The following is a 14,173-nucleotide window of genomic DNA, read 5'->3' as shown; positions in this document are numbered from 1 at the left end:
TCAATGGGACAAAAAGTAAATCCTCATGGACTGCGTGTTGGCGTCATCAAAGATTGGGATGCTAAGTGGTACGCAGAAAAAGATTTTGCAGATAAATTACATGAAGATATTGCTGTTCGTGAGTACATTGCTAGGAAATTAAGCGATGCTTCCATTTCTCGCGTAGAAATCGAACGTGCAGCAAACAGAATCAATGTATCGATTCACACTGCTAAACCAGGAATGGTCATTGGTAAAGGTGGATCAGAAGTTGATGCATTGAGAAATGGCTTGAACAACTTGACTAACAAGAGAGTACACGTGAACATCGTGGAAATCAAAAAAGCAGACCTTGATGCTACACTAGTAGCTAAAAGTATCGCTGACCAGCTTGAAAACCGTATTTCATTCCGTCGTGCGCAGAAACAGGCGATCCAACGTGCTATGCGTATGGGAGCTAAAGGTATCCGCACAATGGTAGCCGGTCGACTAAACGGAGCAGATATTGCCCGTAGCGAAAGCTTTTCAGAAGGGACAGTTCCTTTGCATACACTTCGTGCAGACATCGATTATGCTAACGAAGAAGCTGACACTACTTACGGTAAACTAGGTGTTAAAGTATGGATCTATAAAGGAGAAGTTCTTCCTGAAAAAATCGAAGACAAGAAAGGAGGGAAATAATCAATGTTAGTACCAAAACGTGTGAAACACCGTCGTGAGTTTCGTGGGAAAATGAGAGGCGAAGCTAAAGGTGGTAAAGAAATAGCATATGGACAATATGGTCTGCAAGCTGTTGATTCAGTATGGATCACAAGTAGACAGATCGAATCAGCTCGTATAGCGATGACTCGTTATATGAAACGTGGTGGGAAAGTATGGATTAAAATTTTCCCTCACAAACCAGTGACAGCTAAAGCAATCGGCGTACGTATGGGTTCTGGTAAAGGAGCTCCTGAAAGCTGGGTAGCACCTGTTAAACGTGGGAAAATCATGTTTGAAATCGGTGGCGTATCTGACGAAGTCGCTCGAGAAGCATTGCGTTTAGCTTCACACAAACTACCTGTGAAAACTAGGATAGTAACTCGTGAAGAAAGTGGTGACTCAAATGAAGGCTAATGAATTAATAGGCTTATCCACTACTGAATTAATTGAAAAAGAAGCAGAATTTAAAGAAGAGCTATTCAACTTACGCTTTCAATTAGCTACTGGACAATTGGAAAACACCGCTCGCATTAAAGAGGTCCGTAAAAGTATCGCTCGTGTAAAAACTGTTCTGCGTCAGACTGAAGCAGTATAAGTAATACTGAGTGTAATAGCTTAATCAAAGGAGGCTAAACAATGGCTGAACGTAACGACCGTAAAGTGTATCAGGGAAGAGTCGTTTCTGACAAGATGGATAAAACCATCGTAGTTGAAATCGCAACTCGCAAGTCACACCCTAAATACAAAAAACAAATGAAATACTCAACTAAATTCAAAGCTCATGACGAAAACAACACAGCTAAAACTGGCGACATTGTTACAATCATGGAAACTCGTCCATTGTCTAAAGACAAAAGATTCCGTCTATTAGAAGTGGTAGAAGAGGCTATCGTTCTTTAATCAGAACACAATACCGCCAGGCGGTAGGTACACAACGAAAAGCTATAAAGCTTTATCGTGAGTTTGAAAGGAGGATCCTAACGTGATTCAAACAGAAAGTCGAATGAAAGTCGCTGACAACTCTGGTGCACGTGAAGTGCTGGTCATTAAAGTTCTAGGTGGCTCAGGCGCTAAAACGGCTAACATCGGTGATGAAGTAGTTGTAACTGTTAAACAGGCAACACCAGGCGGCGTTGTTAAAAAGGGAGACGTTGCTCGTGCAGTAATCGTCCGCTCAAAATCTGGTGCGAGACGCCCAGACGGTTCATATATCAAATTTGACGAAAATGCATGTGTAATTATTCGTGAAGACAAAGCACCACGTGGAACACGTATCTTCGGACCAGTTGCTCGTGAATTACGTGAGAATGACTTTATGAGAATTGTTTCGTTAGCTCCGGAAGTTCTATAATTCCGATAAACGTCATAAGGAGGTGCGCTAGAGAATGTTTGTTAAATCAGGAGATAAAGTTAGAGTTTTAGCTGGTAAGGACAAAGGTAAAGAAGGAACAGTCCTATCTGCTATGCCTAAACAGAACAAAGTGATCGTTGAAGGGATCAACATCATGAAAAAACATACCCGTCCTACAGGTATGGGACAAGAAGGCGGAATTGTTGAAACAGAAGCACCAATTCACGTATCTAATGTTCAGTTGATCGATCCTAAAACAGGAGAATCTACACGTGTAGGTTATAAGATCGAAGATGGCAAGAAAGTTCGTTACGCTAAAAAATCTGGCGAAGCACTTTAATAAAAAGTAGGAAAGGAGGGCATTCATAAATGACACGCCTTAAAGAAAAATATAACAATGATGTACGTCCATCATTAGTTGAAAAATTTGAATACAGCTCTGTTATGCAGGCACCAGAAGTTGACAAGATCGTTATCAACATGGGTGTAGGTGACGCTGTTTCAAACACGAAAAACTTAGACAAAGCAGTAGAAGAATTAACAAAAATTTCTGGACAAAAACCAGTTGTCACTCGTGCGAAAAAATCTATCGCAGGTTTCCGTCTACGTGAAGGTATGCCGATCGGTACGAAAGTTACCCTGCGTGGAGCTCGCATGTATGATTTCCTGGATAAATTAGTTTCTGTTTCATTACCTCGTGTACGTGATTTCCGTGGAGTGAGCAAAAATGCATTTGACGGCCGTGGTAACTACACGCTGGGAATCAAAGAGCAACTAATTTTCCCTGAAATCGACTACGATGATGTAGATAAGGTTCGCGGAATGGATATCGTCATTGTTACAACAGCTGACACAGACGAAGAAGCTCGTGAGTTACTCGGACAATTGGGAATGCCGTTCCAGAAATAACCTAAACTACCTATTAGGAGGGTAATATTAGAAATGGCTAAAAAAGCAATGATCGAAAAAAACAAAAAACCAGCCAAGTTTTCGACTCGTGAGTATACCCGCTGTGAACGTTGCGGACGCCCACACTCCGTGTACAAAAAATTCAAATTATGCCGTATCTGCTTGCGTGAGCTAGCATATAAAGGTCAAATTCCTGGCTTGAAAAAAGCAAGCTGGTAAACAACAAGGGACAGCACGGTAAATGGACTTCACATTTTGAACAGATCATTCGGTATCAGTACTGCATGAACATAAGAAATGATGGAGCCAGCCGAGCGGGACTGAATTAGAAAACTTGCCGTAAAGGAGGCTACAACGAATGGTCATGACAGATCCAATCGCAGACTTTTTAACTCGTATTCGTAACGCCAACAACGCGCGTCATACGAAAGTGGAAATTCCTGCTTCTAACTTAAAAAGAGCTATGGCCGATATCCTGAAATCAGAAGGTTTCGTCAAGGATGTTGAATTCGTGGAAGATGACAAACAAGGAATCGTCCGCATTTTCTTAAAATATGGTCAGAACAACGAACGTGTAATCACTGGTGTTAGACGTATCTCTAAACCAGGCCTACGCGTTTATGTTAACGCAGAAGACATGCCTAAAGTACTGAACGGACTGGGTATCGCCCTAGTATCGACTTCAGAAGGCGTCGTTACAGATAAAGTAGCACGTGCTAAAAATATCGGGGGAGAAGTCCTCGCATACGTTTGGTAATCATTAAGAAAGATGAAGGAGGTGCCGGACTTTGAGCCGTATCGGAAATAAGCCTATCACTATTCCTGAAGGTGTAGATGTAAACATCGACGGAAACGTGGTAACAGTTAAAGGGAAAAACGGAGAATTATCCCGTGAAGTCAGCCCTGTTATTGATATTAAAATCGAAGATAATGAAATGACGTTCACTCGTCCAAACGATTCTAAAGCTAACCGTACGATCCACGGAACTACTCGCGCTATCGTGAACAACATGGTAGAAGGTGTATCTGTCGGATTCGAAAAAGTTCTAGAACTGAATGGTGTTGGTTACCGTGCACAGTTGCAGGGAACTAAACTTGTATTGAACGTAGGTCTTTCTCACCAAGTTGAATTCGAACAAGTTGAAGGATTGACAGTTGAAGTACCATCTAATACTGTTATATCTGTTAAAGGTGCAAGCAAAGAAAAAGTTGGCGCATTAGCTGCTAACATCCGCGCTGTACGTCCACCTGAGCCATACAAAGGTAAAGGAATTCGCTACAGAGGCGAACACGTACGTCGTAAAGAAGGTAAAACAGGTAAATAATAAGTATAAGTGGAACCTGATCCATCAGCGTATCGTGTTCTGCTTCTCTATTTGCCAGTTGACCGGACGATCTCTGTAACAGGAGAATTCTATATAAAGAGGTGACAATTGTGATTTCAAAACCAGATAAAAACAAATTACGCAAGAAAAGACAAAAACGTATTCGCAGAAACCTTTCTGGTACTGCTGAGCGCCCACGTTTGAACATTTTCCGTTCGAATAAAAACATCTACGCTCAAGTAATTGATGATGTAGAGGGTGTAACGCTCGCAAGTGCATCTTCCTTGGATACTGATGTTTCAGGTGATTCAAAAGTTGAAGAAGCTGCTGCAGTAGGCGCACTAGTTGCTAAACGCGCAGTAGACAAAGACATTACTGAAGTAGTCTTTGATCGTGGAGGATATCAATACCACGGACGCGTACAAGCACTAGCTGACGCAGCACGTGAAAACGGACTTAAATTCTAAAGAAAAGGAGGAGTTACAGTACATGACAACTCATATTGATGCATCTAAATTAGATATTGAAGATCGCGTAGTAGAAATCAACCGTGTTACTAAAGTTGTTAAAGGTGGACGTCGTATGCGTTTCGCTGCTTTAGTCGTTGTTGGAGACAGAAACGGACATGTCGGTTTTGGTACCGGTAAAGCTCAGGAAGTACCTGAAGCGATCCGTAAAGCGATCGATGACGCTAAAAACAATCTTGTGGAAGTACCTATGGTTGGAACTACTCTTCCACACCAGATTATCGGACGCCATGGTGGCGGTAAGATTATTCTTAAACCAGCTGTTGCCGGTTCTGGAGTATCTGCTGGTGGACCTGTACGTGCGGTACTGGAATTGGCTGGAGTACAAGACGTATCTTCTAAATCAGTTGGATCCAGCTCGCCAATCAACATGATCCGTGCAACAATTGACGGAATCAGCAACTTGAAACGTGCTGAAGATGTAGCTAAACTACGCGGAAAATCCGTAGAAGAATTACTTGGATAAGGAGAGATGACTCAATGGCAAACTTGGAAATTACTTTAAAACGCAGTTTGATTGGTCGTTCTCAGAAACAGATCCAGGCAGTTCAGACTTTAGGTCTTAGAAAGCCAAACCACACAGTGGTAAGACCTGACAATGAATATGTTCGAGGAGCAATCAAACATATCGCTCATTTAGTCGATGTTAAAGAAGCCTAATGAGTACAGAGACTAACTAAAGGAGGTGCCAGAATTTATGAAACTTCATGAATTAAAACCTGCAGAAGGATCTCGTAAAACACGTAACCGTGTAGGTCGCGGATCATCTTCTGGTAACGGAAAAACATCCGGCCGTGGACAAAAAGGGCAGAAAGCTCGTTCAGGCGGAGGAACACGTTTAGGTTTTGAGGGTGGACAGACACCATTGTTCCAGACTCTACCAAAACGCGGATTTACTAACTACAACCGTAAAGAATTTGCTATTGTTAACTTAGACACACTTAACCGATTCGAAGAAGGTACAGAAGTTACTCCAGAACTACTTGTAGAAACAGGAGTAATCAAAAACGAAAAATCCGGTGTGAAAGTTTTGGCGAAAGGAAACGTCGATCACAAACTAACTGTGAAAGCACACAAGTTTTCTGCTTCTGCTAAAGAAGCGATCGAAGCTGCCGGTGGATCAGTAGAGGTGATCTAATGATCGAACTGATAAAGGGCGCTATCAAAGAAAAAGATGTTCGTACTCGTGTATTATTCACCTTAGGTATCCTGATTGTGTTCCGTCTCGGAACGCATATTACGGTACCAGGTGTAAATGCACAGGCATTAACAGAATTATCAGATACCGGCTTGTTCAACTTGCTCGATACCTTTGGTGGTGGAGCCCTGGGGAGTTACTCAGTTTTCGCTCTAGGTGTATCTCCATACATTACGGCATCGATCGTCGTACAGCTCCTGCAGATGGACGTCCTTCCTAAGTTCAAGGAATGGTCCGAACAGGGTGAAGTGGGACGTAAAAAGCTGAACCAGGCCACGCGCTATTTAACAATCGTTCTGGCATTCTTCCAGGCGATTGGTATCTCTTATGGATTTAATGCGCTGACTGGACTGGGACTCGTAAGAAATCCTGGACCGGCGACGTATGTTACGATCGCAATCATCCTTACAGCAGGAACGATGCTTGTTATGTGGTTAGGTGAAATGATCACCGTTCACGGATTCGGTAACGGAACATCATTCATCATCTTCTCAGGGATTATTGCTCGTATTCCACAAGATGTACAGCAGTTCTATAACACTGAGATCCGTAATGCAGGAGATGAAATCGTCAGTGCCTGGGCATTAGCTGCAGGAATCATCGTCGTTTTCATTCTGCTCGTTATTCTCGTAACGTTTATGGAAAATGCAAAACGTAATATACCTGTCCGTTATTCAAAACGTGCTAGCACGTCCAAGGACAGTGCTGTATTGCCACTTAAAGTTAACTCAGCTGGAGTTATTCCAGTTATCTTCGCCAGTTCGTTTCTTATGACTCCGCAGATCATTTTAGGTTACTTTGCTCAAGGTAATCAGAATGCTGCATGGTTCCAGACATTGAATAACATTTTCAATCTTCAGGAACCGCTTGGAGCAGCTCTGTACACGATCCTGATTGTTCTCTTCACGTACTTCTACGCCTTTATTCAGGTCAACCCTGAAAAAGCCGCGGAAAACCTGCAGAAACAAAATGGATATATACCTAGTGTCAGACCTGGACGAGCTACAGAAGAATACATTGGCTATATGCTTATTCGTTTAAGCACAGTTGGAGCGATTTATCTAGGAACGATCTCATTGCTTCCGATTGTGGCTTCTGCTTTGTTCAATCTACCCAGTTCGATTGCTTTAGGAGGAACAAGCCTGCTCATCGTTGTCGGTGTGGCACTTGACTCCATGCGTCAGCTTGAAGGATTGCTGAGCAAGAAGAGTTACCAAGGTTTCATTCAGCGCTCATAATGGTAGCCCATTGAAAATAGACGATTTGCCCCTTAGTCTTTACTGCTTGCCAGTAGAGGGTGAATCGGTCTTTTTTCGGTTAATGCTGAAGAAATTCTTACCAACTTAAGGAGGAAGCAAGATGAATGTGATCCTGTTAGGTCTTCCCGGAGCAGGGAAAGGGACTCAGGCTGCACGTATATCTGATAAATTCAATATACCGCATATTTCTACCGGAGATATGTTCAGGGCAGCTATGAAGAACAAGACTCCACTGGGTTTGGAAGCAAAAAAATACATGGACGAGGGAAATCTCGTGCCAGATGAAGTAACAAATGGAATTGTCAAAGAACGTCTAGAACAAGACGATGCCAAAAGAGGGTTTTTACTGGATGGCTACCCTCGCACGTTGAATCAGGCACAGGCTTTACAGAAAGCTTTGGCTTCGAAGAACAGAAGACTGCAGCATGTTCTGTACATTAAGGTACCTAAAGACATTTTAATGGAACGTCTGACCGGCCGATTCATGTGTTCAAACTGTGGTGCTACGTATCACAAGACAATGAATCCACCTAAAGTGGAGGGCACTTGTGATAAATGCGGCGCACACGATTTTTATCAGCGTGAAGACGATAAGCCTGAAACAGTTAAGAATCGTATTGATGTGAATGAAGAACAGACAGAAGTACTTGTCAAGCATTATGCTGACTACGATCTGGTTCGTGAAATTGACGGCGAACAGGATCCTAAAAAAGTATTTCAGGACATTGTGGACCAGTTAAACTAAGAAGTCCGATGTTTTATAATGAATCCTTGCAATGATTGTGTGCGCATGATATAATAGTACGAGCGTCAAAAAGCTGGCGTTTTACATTATTATAGTAGATAATCAAGTGAGAATACTTTGTTCTCACTATTTCATGTGTACAGAAGTGAGATATCAAAGGAGGAAACCAGGCGTGGCAAAAGATGATGTTATAGAGATTGAAGGAACCGTCCTAGAAACTTTGCCTAATGCAATGTTCAAAGTTGAATTGGAGAACGGGCACGAAATTCTAGCACACGTTTCTGGCAAAATTCGTATGAATTACATCCGGATTCTGCCTGGGGATAAGGTAACGGTAGAAATGTCTCCATATGATTTAACTCGTGGACGCATTACGTATCGATTTAAATAAACTTAGGACTCCGAAGACTCAAGGAGGGAAAGTTCATGAAAGTAAGACCATCAGTCAAAAAAATATGTGACAAGTGTAAAGTGATTCGTCGTAACGGCCGTGTAATGGTTATTTGCGAAAATCCTAAGCACAAACAACGTCAAGGATAATATAATAACAGGAGGTGCTCATACATGGCTCGTGTAGCAGGTGTAGATATTCCACGTGACAAACATGTGGTAATTTCATTAACATATATCTATGGTATCGGTAAGACAACAGCTCAGAAGATTCTTGAAGCTGCAGGCGTACCAGAGGAAACTCGTGTACGTGAACTGACAAACGATCAATTAGATGCAATCCGTGCTGAAGTCGATAAACTGAAAGTTGAAGGAGATCTTCGTCGTGAAGTGAACCAGAACATCAAACGTTTAATCGAAATCGGATCATACCGTGGCATTCGTCACCGTCGTGGTCTTCCAGTACGTGGTCAGAACACTAAAAACAATGCGCGTACGCGTAAAGGCAGAGCAATCGCTATTGCCGGCAAGAAAAAATAATCACCTAAGTTAGGAGGTCAATCTACGAATGGCTAAAGCAAAAAGACCCGCTCGTAATCGTAAACGTCGAGTGAAAAAGAATATTGAACACGGAGTAGCACATATCCGTTCAACATTCAACAACACTATTGTAATGATAACTGATGTACATGGAAACGCGATTTCATGGTCATCTGCTGGATCATTAGGATTCAGAGGTTCTCGTAAATCAACACCGTTTGCTGCTCAAATGGCTGCTGAAGCTGCTGCAAAAGGCGGAATGGAAAATGGCATGAAGTCTGTCGAGGTTACTGTTAAAGGACCTGGATCAGGCCGTGAAGCGGCAATCCGTTCTCTACAAGCAACTGGTTTGGAAGTAACTGCAATTCGTGACGTAACACCGGTACCACATAACGGATGCCGTCCTCCAAAACGTCGTCGCGTTTAATAATAGATGTCGTTTTAGGATAGCGTGGACTAAACGTTTTGAAAGGGGTAAACGGACTATATGATCGAAATTGAGAAACCGGTAATAGATACAGTTGAGATCAGTGAAGATGGAAAATTCGGCAAGTTTGTCGTTGAACCGCTTGAGCGAGGATACGGAACTACTCTGGGTAACTCCCTGCGTCGAATCTTACTATCATCTTTGCCAGGTGCTGCCGTCACAAATATTCAAATTGATGGCGTTTTGCATGAATTCACTGCGATCGATGGAGTAGTAGAAGATGTTACTGCCATCATTTTAAACTTAAAAAAACTCGCGCTTAAGTTGTATTCTGATGAAACTAAAACAATTGAAATAGATGTCGAGGGACCGGCAACTGTCACAGCTGCTGATATTATTTTTGACAGTGATGTTGAAATAATGAACCCGGATCTATATATTTGTACAGTCTCTGAGGGTGGACACTTACACGCCCGCATGGAAGCACAAAAAGGCAGAGGGTATGTACGCGCTGAACACAACAAACACGATGATATGCCGATTGGTGTATTGCCGGTTGATTCGATTTATACCCCAATCAGCCGAGTGAACTACCATGTCGAAAATACGCGTGTTGGAGAAAAAGAACAGTACGACAAGCTGACGCTTGATGTATGGACAGATGGTTCGATCTCTCCTGAAGACGGAGTAAGTTTAGCAGCTAAAATCATGACCGAACACCTGAATATATTTGTCAACTTGACAGAAGAAGCCCGCGAAGCTGAAATCATGGTTGAAAAAGAAGAAACACAAATGGAAAAAATGCTTGAGATGACTATCGAAGAGCTTGATCTGTCTGTACGTTCTTACAACTGTCTGAAGCGAGCTGGAATAAACACTGTACAGGAACTGACAAATAAAACTGAACCAGAAATGATGAAAGTCCGTAACTTAGGACGTAAATCACTGGAAGAAGTTAAACTTAAATTAGGCGAGCTCGATCTGGGCCTGCGTGATGAAGAGTAATTACTCATACTAACTGATATACCTAAACAGGTATGTTATAAAAAAACTGACCGGCATGTCTGACATGACGGAATTGTAATCTTGTAGTTAAGGGAGGATTTCGACGAATGGGTTATCGTAAATTAGGACGTACTAGTTCACAGCGTAAAGCAATGCTTCGTGATCTGACATCAGATCTTTTCATCAACGAGCGTATTGTAACTACTGTGACTCGTGCGAAAGAAGTATCTAAACTTGCCGATAAAATGATCACATTAGGTAAGCGTGGAGACTTGCACGCTCGTCGTCAAGCTGCTGCATTTGTTCGTAACGAACTGGCAACTGTATCAGAAACTGAAGACGAAATCGTAGTACAAACTGTACTTCAAAAACTGTTTGATGATATCGCACCTCGTTTCGCTGAGCGTAACGGTGGATACACACGCGTACTGAAAACAGAACCTCGTCGCGGAGACGGTGCACCAATGGCTGTACTTGAGCTTGTTGAAGGATCTGCAGCTTCTGCTGACGAAGATGCTGAGTAATCAGTAATCGATATAATGATTTGACCAAATCACTTTTGGATGTATGATGAGCGTTACGATGATGGACTAGTTTCCAAGTGTCTAGCTCAGTTTCCCCCGGAGGATTCCTTCGGGGGGAGCACCATATATCGCAAAGTGTTTTTTTATATGTTTAAATAGTGAATGGCTTAATCTAGTTTCGTGAGCATACCTTTAGCAGGAATTTCTGCGTAAAGAATCGTTCCCCAGCATAGCGAGAATGGCAGTGAGATAACCTTAAAAGCCTGTAATGTAAAGGGATACATAAGGCTTTGGCTATTGTTATCTCAGACTGTTTTTGGTAATCTTGTAATGTTGAGTTGCTGTCTTGACACCTAAGACGCTGCACTTAAAGACTGAATCAAAAAGTTGAGGTAAATCATGTCTGAAATTATAAACGTTAAAAACGTCACTTACACATATGATGATGAAGATCAGCGTCCGGCTCTGAAGGGTGTATCTTTTTCGATCAATAAAGGCGAATGGGTTGCAATCATCGGACCCAACGGCTCTGGTAAGTCCACTTTGGCCAAGACGGTCAACGGGCTGATCGAACCCGATAGTGGAGAAGTCGCTGTCGGCGGTCTTGAGCTGAATGAAAAGAATGTATGGTCCATTCGTGAAATGGTCGGCATGGTCTTTCAGAACCCTGATAACCAGTTTGTCGGATCGACTGTGCAGGACGATGTAGCCTTTGGACTCGAGAATCTGGGAATTCCCAGAGAAGAGATGCTTGAACGGGTCCGAACAGCTCTGGAAAAAGTGAACATGCTCGAGTTTGCTGAACGTGAACCAGCCCGTCTATCCGGAGGTCAGAAGCAGCGTGTAGCTATTGCAGGAATCGTTGCACTGAGACCGGACATCATGATCCTTGATGAAGCAACCAGTATGCTGGATCCTCAGGGAAGAGAAGAAGTTCTGCGTACAGTCAAGGAAGTGAAGGAGCAGGAGAATTTATCTGTCCTGTCCATCACTCATGATATTGACGAAGCGGCAGCTGCCAACCGGGTACTGGTCATGAGAGACGGCCAGATGATCCAGGAAGGAACTCCGGAAACGATCTTTTCATATGGAGAAAAACTTGTCGAAATGGGACTGGATCTGCCTTTTCCTGAAAGACTGAAGGCATCACTAAAAAAAGAGGGCATCGATGTGCCCAAGGATTATCTGACTGAAGAAGGGATGGTTGACTGGCTATGGACATACGTTTCGAAGAAGTAGGCTACACCTATCAGCCGGGCACACCTTTTCAGAGTAGAGCGCTTCATGATATCAATCTGACGATCAAAGACAGTTCCTTTACTGCCATCGTCGGACATACCGGAAGTGGAAAGTCGACTGTACTTCAGCATCTGAATGCGCTGAAAAAGCCGACGAGTGGTCAGGTTACTATCGGCGACCGTGTCATCACAAATTTTTCTGAGAATAAAGGACTCAAGTCTCTACGTAAAAAAGTGGGAATCGTTTTCCAGTTCCCGGAAGCTCAGCTGTTTGAAGAGACGGTTGGAAAAGATATTGCATTCGGACCGAAGAACTTCGGCCTGTCCGAAGAAGAAGGCCTCGAGAAAGCCAGAGAACTCCTGCCGCTCGTTGGACTGGACGAATCCTTTATGGAACGGTCACCTTTTGACTTGTCCGGGGGCCAGATGCGCCGCGTGGCTATAGCTGGAGTGCTGGCTCTCGAACCGGAAGTTCTGGTTCTAGATGAGCCGACAGCTGGTCTGGATCCTCAGGGACGTAAGGAAATTATGGACATGTTCTACACTCTCTACAAGGAACAGGGACTGACTGTTGTACTGGTCACGCACCAGATGGATGATGTGGCGACATACGCTGATCACATGATCGTTCTTGAAAAAGGAACAGTCATGAAAGAAGGACACCCGAGAGAGCTGTTCAAGGAAGCCGGCTGGTTGTCCAGTATGCAACTGGGCGTGCCGTCAACTGTGCGCTTTGCTCATGAGCTGGAAGAAAAGTTTGAGTGGATATTTGATCCGCTGCCTCTGACTACAGATGAGCTGGCCCAGCAGATGAAAGATAAGTTAGCGAGCAAAGCAGGTGAAGGATTATGATGGAAAAACTGATATTCGGACGCTATATCCCGGGTGACTCATTTATTCACCGGTTGGATCCTCGTGCGAAGCTGATGGGAGCCATCTGGTTCATTATCATCATCTTTCTTGCGAATAACTGGCTGACCTATGTTCTCCTGACCGTTTTTGTTCTGACGGCTGTCAAGCTGTCTGAGATCAGCCCGAAATTCTTCATTAATGGTGTGAAGCCCCTGATCTGGCTGATTCTCTTTACTGTAATCCTGCAGATCCTGTTTACGAGCGGATCGACGATCTGGTTCAGACTTGGGCCGATCGTTATTTCACAGGAAGGGCTCCTGAATGGGGTATTCATCTTCATGCGATTCGTCCTGATCATTTTCATGTCGACGATCCTGACATTGACGACGATGCCACTGTCTCTGACAGATGCTATCGAGTACCTGCTGCGTCCGCTTGCAGCAGTAAAAGTTCCCGTTCACGAAATTGCTCTGATGCTGTCGATCGCCTTACGTTTTGTTCCAACGTTAATGGATGAAACGGAGAAAATCATGAATGCCCAGCGTGCGCGAGGCATCGATTTTGGTGAAGGAAATGTTTACCAGCAGATGAAAGCTATCGTCCCACTTCTGATTCCTCTGTTTGTCAGTTCATTCAACCGGGCTGAAGAACTGGCTACGGCTATGGAAGCACGTGGTTATAAAGGTGGAGAAGGGCGTACCAAGTACCGCCAGCTGGAATGGGTTAGCAGAGATACCATGATAATGGTGGCATTTGGCCTTCTGTCGGCCGCATTATTGGTACTGAGAACTTAATCAACGGGGATGGGAAAAAAGTCACCTTTTAGTAATAATTTATAAATCTGAGTAATTAAAAACACCGTCAAATCAAGGATCATTTTTTAAACTGGACCCCATGTCAAGGACAGTTTGATAAAAACCCCTTATAATTTATTATCGCTCCTTCTATGATAACGTCATAGGAGGAGCGATAATACGTTTAAGCCTGGATCAATACTTAGATTTTGGGTGGGGATTATCCAACAAAAAAATGAATAAGAAGGATTTTAATAGCCTAGAAACCCTTGGTTTCTCAATCTTTAGAGACATGCATACAGAACGCGTTTATCCAAACTGGATGTTACGTTATTTTGAAACATTGACTGAAAGCGAACAGAGGGTGTACTTCCACTCCTTTCGCCAGGTGACTGATCAAATGTATTC

Annotated in this window: 25 protein-coding genes; all 25 read left to right on the top strand. The window is 43.2% G+C overall.

From position 1 onward, the window contains the following. Positions 1–3: 3 nt before the first annotated feature. The 25 genes from rpsC to BLR76_RS02930 all read left to right on the top strand — a co-directional run bounded on the left by rpsC (position 4) and on the right by BLR76_RS02930 (position 13,765). Positions 4–660 (top strand): 30S ribosomal protein S3, encoded by a 657-nt coding sequence (gene rpsC, locus BLR76_RS03050; protein WP_091265291.1) that lies wholly within the window; start codon positions 4–6, stop codon positions 658–660. A 3-nt stretch (positions 661–663) separates the two neighbouring features. After that, entirely contained in the window at positions 664–1,095 is a 432-nt protein-coding gene (gene rplP, locus BLR76_RS03045) for a 50S ribosomal protein L16 (RefSeq protein WP_091265288.1), read from the top strand. After that, a complete protein-coding gene (rpmC, locus tag BLR76_RS03040) occupies positions 1,085–1,276 on the top strand; it encodes a 50S ribosomal protein L29 (protein WP_091265287.1) in 192 nt (63 codons plus the stop codon). Before rplP ends, rpmC begins: the two co-directional genes overlap by 11 nt. A 41-nt stretch (positions 1,277–1,317) precedes the next feature. Continuing rightward, positions 1,318–1,581 (top strand): 30S ribosomal protein S17, encoded by a 264-nt coding sequence (gene rpsQ / locus BLR76_RS03035; protein ID WP_091265284.1) that lies wholly within the window; start codon positions 1,318–1,320, stop codon positions 1,579–1,581. A gap of 82 nt (positions 1,582–1,663) precedes the next feature. Next, on the top strand, positions 1,664–2,032 hold the full coding sequence (gene rplN, locus BLR76_RS03030; protein WP_091265283.1) for a 50S ribosomal protein L14: 369 nt from the start codon (positions 1,664–1,666) through the stop codon (positions 2,030–2,032). A gap of 34 nt (positions 2,033–2,066) precedes the next feature. Then, positions 2,067–2,372, top strand: a complete 306-nt coding sequence (gene rplX, locus BLR76_RS03025) for a 50S ribosomal protein L24 (protein WP_091265279.1) — start codon at positions 2,067–2,069, stop codon at positions 2,370–2,372. A 29-nt stretch (positions 2,373–2,401) separates the two neighbouring features. Continuing rightward, on the top strand, positions 2,402–2,941 hold the full coding sequence (rplE, locus tag BLR76_RS03020; protein WP_091265277.1) for a 50S ribosomal protein L5: 540 nt from the start codon (positions 2,402–2,404) through the stop codon (positions 2,939–2,941). A 33-nt stretch (positions 2,942–2,974) separates the two neighbouring features. Then, entirely contained in the window at positions 2,975–3,160 is a 186-nt protein-coding gene (locus BLR76_RS03015; RefSeq protein WP_091265274.1) for a type Z 30S ribosomal protein S14, read from the top strand. Between the two features lie 139 nt (positions 3,161–3,299). Further along, positions 3,300–3,698 carry a 30S ribosomal protein S8 gene (gene rpsH / locus BLR76_RS03010; RefSeq protein WP_091265271.1) on the top strand — a complete coding sequence of 133 codons (399 nt, stop codon included), beginning with the start codon at positions 3,300–3,302 and terminating at the stop codon, positions 3,696–3,698. 31 nt (positions 3,699–3,729) lie between these two features. After that, a complete protein-coding gene (gene rplF, locus BLR76_RS03005) occupies positions 3,730–4,266 on the top strand; it encodes a 50S ribosomal protein L6 (protein ID WP_091265269.1) in 537 nt (178 codons plus the stop codon). 101 nt (positions 4,267–4,367) lie between these two features. Then, positions 4,368–4,733, top strand: coding sequence for a 50S ribosomal protein L18 (gene rplR, locus BLR76_RS03000; protein ID WP_091265266.1), 366 nt, complete (start codon positions 4,368–4,370; stop codon positions 4,731–4,733). Between the two features lie 22 nt (positions 4,734–4,755). Continuing rightward, the gene (rpsE, locus tag BLR76_RS02995) at positions 4,756–5,259 is read left to right on the top strand and encodes a 30S ribosomal protein S5 (protein ID WP_091265264.1); all 504 of its coding nucleotides are present in this window, start codon (positions 4,756–4,758) and stop codon (positions 5,257–5,259) included. Positions 5,260–5,273: 14 nt separating this feature from the next. Further along, the gene (gene rpmD, locus BLR76_RS02990; RefSeq protein ID WP_091265262.1) at positions 5,274–5,453 is read left to right on the top strand and encodes a 50S ribosomal protein L30; all 180 of its coding nucleotides are present in this window, start codon (positions 5,274–5,276) and stop codon (positions 5,451–5,453) included. Between the two features lie 37 nt (positions 5,454–5,490). Beyond that, positions 5,491–5,931: a 50S ribosomal protein L15 gene (rplO, locus tag BLR76_RS02985; protein ID WP_091265260.1), complete on the top strand. Its 441-nt coding sequence runs from the start codon at positions 5,491–5,493 to the stop codon at positions 5,929–5,931. Continuing rightward, positions 5,931–7,229, top strand: a complete 1,299-nt coding sequence (secY, locus tag BLR76_RS02980) for a preprotein translocase subunit SecY (RefSeq protein ID WP_091265258.1) — start codon at positions 5,931–5,933, stop codon at positions 7,227–7,229. The genes rplO and secY overlap by 1 nt, the downstream gene beginning before the upstream one ends. A 121-nt stretch (positions 7,230–7,350) precedes the next feature. Then, on the top strand, positions 7,351–7,995 hold the full coding sequence (locus tag BLR76_RS02975; RefSeq protein ID WP_091265256.1) for an adenylate kinase: 645 nt from the start codon (positions 7,351–7,353) through the stop codon (positions 7,993–7,995). Positions 7,996–8,167: 172 nt separating this feature from the next. Then, positions 8,168–8,386 (top strand): translation initiation factor IF-1, encoded by a 219-nt coding sequence (infA, locus tag BLR76_RS02970; protein ID WP_034299926.1) that lies wholly within the window; start codon positions 8,168–8,170, stop codon positions 8,384–8,386. Positions 8,387–8,421: 35 nt separating this feature from the next. After that, on the top strand, positions 8,422–8,535 hold the full coding sequence (rpmJ, locus tag BLR76_RS02965) for a 50S ribosomal protein L36 (RefSeq protein ID WP_034551737.1): 114 nt from the start codon (positions 8,422–8,424) through the stop codon (positions 8,533–8,535). A gap of 24 nt (positions 8,536–8,559) precedes the next feature. Then, positions 8,560–8,925, top strand: a complete 366-nt coding sequence (gene rpsM / locus BLR76_RS02960) for a 30S ribosomal protein S13 (protein WP_091265254.1) — start codon at positions 8,560–8,562, stop codon at positions 8,923–8,925. 28 nt (positions 8,926–8,953) lie between these two features. Then, on the top strand, positions 8,954–9,352 hold the full coding sequence (gene rpsK / locus BLR76_RS02955; protein WP_091265252.1) for a 30S ribosomal protein S11: 399 nt from the start codon (positions 8,954–8,956) through the stop codon (positions 9,350–9,352). Between the two features lie 60 nt (positions 9,353–9,412). Then, the gene (locus tag BLR76_RS02950) at positions 9,413–10,357 is read left to right on the top strand and encodes a DNA-directed RNA polymerase subunit alpha (RefSeq protein WP_091265250.1); all 945 of its coding nucleotides are present in this window, start codon (positions 9,413–9,415) and stop codon (positions 10,355–10,357) included. Between the two features lie 107 nt (positions 10,358–10,464). Continuing rightward, the gene (gene rplQ, locus BLR76_RS02945) at positions 10,465–10,881 is read left to right on the top strand and encodes a 50S ribosomal protein L17 (RefSeq protein ID WP_091265247.1); all 417 of its coding nucleotides are present in this window, start codon (positions 10,465–10,467) and stop codon (positions 10,879–10,881) included. 399 nt (positions 10,882–11,280) lie between these two features. Next, positions 11,281–12,120 carry an energy-coupling factor ABC transporter ATP-binding protein gene (locus tag BLR76_RS02940; RefSeq protein WP_091265244.1) on the top strand — a complete coding sequence of 280 codons (840 nt, stop codon included), beginning with the start codon at positions 11,281–11,283 and terminating at the stop codon, positions 12,118–12,120. Continuing rightward, complete coding sequence (locus BLR76_RS02935; protein WP_091265242.1) at positions 12,096–12,971, top strand: energy-coupling factor ABC transporter ATP-binding protein; 876 nt, start codon at positions 12,096–12,098, stop codon at positions 12,969–12,971. The genes BLR76_RS02940 and BLR76_RS02935 overlap by 25 nt, the downstream gene beginning before the upstream one ends. Further along, positions 12,968–13,765 (top strand): energy-coupling factor transporter transmembrane component T family protein, encoded by a 798-nt coding sequence (locus BLR76_RS02930; protein ID WP_091265239.1) that lies wholly within the window; start codon positions 12,968–12,970, stop codon positions 13,763–13,765. Before BLR76_RS02935 ends, BLR76_RS02930 begins: the two co-directional genes overlap by 4 nt. The last annotated feature ends 408 nt before the right edge of the window (positions 13,766–14,173 follow it).

Source organism: Alkalibacterium thalassium (assembly GCF_900101165.1).
In the GTDB taxonomy this organism is placed as follows: domain Bacteria; phylum Bacillota; class Bacilli; order Lactobacillales; family Carnobacteriaceae_A; genus Alkalibacterium; species Alkalibacterium indicireducens.
This window is presented reverse-complemented; position numbering and strand designations above follow the sequence as displayed.

Excerpts from the sequence above, each read along its gene's own strand:
- BLR76_RS02940 (WP_091265244.1), top strand. The coding sequence starts at position 11,281 with ATGTCTGAAATTATAAACGTTAAAAACGTCACTTACACATATGATGAT.
- BLR76_RS02975 (WP_091265256.1), top strand. The coding sequence starts at position 7,351 with ATGAATGTGATCCTGTTAGGTCTTCCCGGAGCAGGGAAAGGGACTCAG.
- rpmJ (WP_034551737.1), top strand. The coding sequence starts at position 8,422 with ATGAAAGTAAGACCATCAGTCAAAAAAATATGTGACAAGTGTAAAGTG.
- rplO (WP_091265260.1), top strand. The coding sequence starts at position 5,491 with ATGAAACTTCATGAATTAAAACCTGCAGAAGGATCTCGTAAAACACGT.
- rpsC (WP_091265291.1), top strand. The coding sequence starts at position 4 with ATGGGACAAAAAGTAAATCCTCATGGACTGCGTGTTGGCGTCATCAAA.
- rpmC (WP_091265287.1), top strand. The coding sequence starts at position 1,085 with ATGAAGGCTAATGAATTAATAGGCTTATCCACTACTGAATTAATTGAA.
- rpsE (WP_091265264.1), top strand. The coding sequence starts at position 4,756 with ATGACAACTCATATTGATGCATCTAAATTAGATATTGAAGATCGCGTA.
- rpsK (WP_091265252.1), top strand. The coding sequence starts at position 8,954 with ATGGCTAAAGCAAAAAGACCCGCTCGTAATCGTAAACGTCGAGTGAAA.
- rpmD (WP_091265262.1), top strand. The coding sequence starts at position 5,274 with ATGGCAAACTTGGAAATTACTTTAAAACGCAGTTTGATTGGTCGTTCT.
- rplP (WP_091265288.1), top strand. The coding sequence starts at position 664 with ATGTTAGTACCAAAACGTGTGAAACACCGTCGTGAGTTTCGTGGGAAA.
- secY (WP_091265258.1), top strand. The coding sequence starts at position 5,931 with ATGATCGAACTGATAAAGGGCGCTATCAAAGAAAAAGATGTTCGTACT.
- rplX (WP_091265279.1), top strand. The coding sequence starts at position 2,067 with ATGTTTGTTAAATCAGGAGATAAAGTTAGAGTTTTAGCTGGTAAGGAC.
- rpsM (WP_091265254.1), top strand. The coding sequence starts at position 8,560 with ATGGCTCGTGTAGCAGGTGTAGATATTCCACGTGACAAACATGTGGTA.
- BLR76_RS02930 (WP_091265239.1), top strand. The coding sequence starts at position 12,968 with ATGATGGAAAAACTGATATTCGGACGCTATATCCCGGGTGACTCATTT.
- rplQ (WP_091265247.1), top strand. The coding sequence starts at position 10,465 with ATGGGTTATCGTAAATTAGGACGTACTAGTTCACAGCGTAAAGCAATG.
- BLR76_RS03015 (WP_091265274.1), top strand. The coding sequence starts at position 2,975 with ATGGCTAAAAAAGCAATGATCGAAAAAAACAAAAAACCAGCCAAGTTT.
- rpsQ (WP_091265284.1), top strand. The coding sequence starts at position 1,318 with ATGGCTGAACGTAACGACCGTAAAGTGTATCAGGGAAGAGTCGTTTCT.
- rplE (WP_091265277.1), top strand. The coding sequence starts at position 2,402 with ATGACACGCCTTAAAGAAAAATATAACAATGATGTACGTCCATCATTA.
- BLR76_RS02935 (WP_091265242.1), top strand. The coding sequence starts at position 12,096 with ATGGACATACGTTTCGAAGAAGTAGGCTACACCTATCAGCCGGGCACA.
- rpsH (WP_091265271.1), top strand. The coding sequence starts at position 3,300 with ATGGTCATGACAGATCCAATCGCAGACTTTTTAACTCGTATTCGTAAC.
- BLR76_RS02950 (WP_091265250.1), top strand. The coding sequence starts at position 9,413 with ATGATCGAAATTGAGAAACCGGTAATAGATACAGTTGAGATCAGTGAA.